This is a genomic window from Collinsella sp. AF19-1LB, from assembly GCF_003459655.1.
Taxonomy (GTDB): Bacteria; Actinomycetota; Coriobacteriia; order Coriobacteriales; family Coriobacteriaceae; genus Collinsella.
Window position 1 is genome coordinate 1 of record NZ_QRWO01000081.1, and the last position, 766, is coordinate 766.

The window sequence follows — 766 nt, forward strand, 5'->3', positions numbered from 1 at the left end:
ATAATTAGGGGAGTAGATGGTTTGACGGCGAACCACCGGTCCGTTTACTGGACGTGGAGAAGAGGGTCAGCCTTCCCCTTATTATGTGTGCTCGCGTTAGGCAGGTTTATCTCCGTGTTCGTGTAAAAAAACTAGTTTGAGTGGTAATAAGTGTGTGAAGGATTAGCGTCTACCAACTACAAATATCTTTTATAGGAGGTCACTTATGATCTGTGTAGGTATTGATGTATCCAAGAGAAAAAGTACGGTGTGTTTCATGGCGCCTGGCGACAAGATCATCCGCAGGCCCTTTGATGTTAAGCACACAAAAGAGGAACTTCAGCCTCTGGTCGATGAAATTCGGGTACAAGCAAAGTATGACGAGATAAAAGTCGTCATGGAATCAACAGGTGTCTATCACCTGTCGATAGCCTATTTCTTGCAGCAGAATGGGATTTTTGTATCTGTCGTCAACGCTCTGAAGGTTGCTAATTTTAATAAGGCAGAGAACTTCAGACACACAAAGACAGACTCCATCGACTCCACGAATATTGCCAGATATGGAATCGCTTATTGGGCAAAGTTACCGCAATTCGATCTTAATGGAGATAAGTATTTCCTCTTAAAGAGACTCTGCGATGCTTATCTTAACTTTTCGGAGGAAAGAAGCCGCATCCTTCTCCAGCTGCAAAGTCAATTGGAGCAGACCATGCCAGGAATCTTCGATCTTTTCGGAGGATTCGACATAAACAGCGGTAAAGACAAACTGCTGGATTTCCTGGAAAGG

General features: G+C 43.9%; 1 protein-coding gene. It reads left to right on the forward strand.

Features of this window, described 5'->3' with window-relative positions:
- Positions 1 to 205: 205 nt before the first annotated feature.
- The coding region (locus DWX39_RS10835) for a transposase (protein WP_147336413.1) at positions 206 to 766 on the forward strand (561 nt) is incomplete at its 3' end.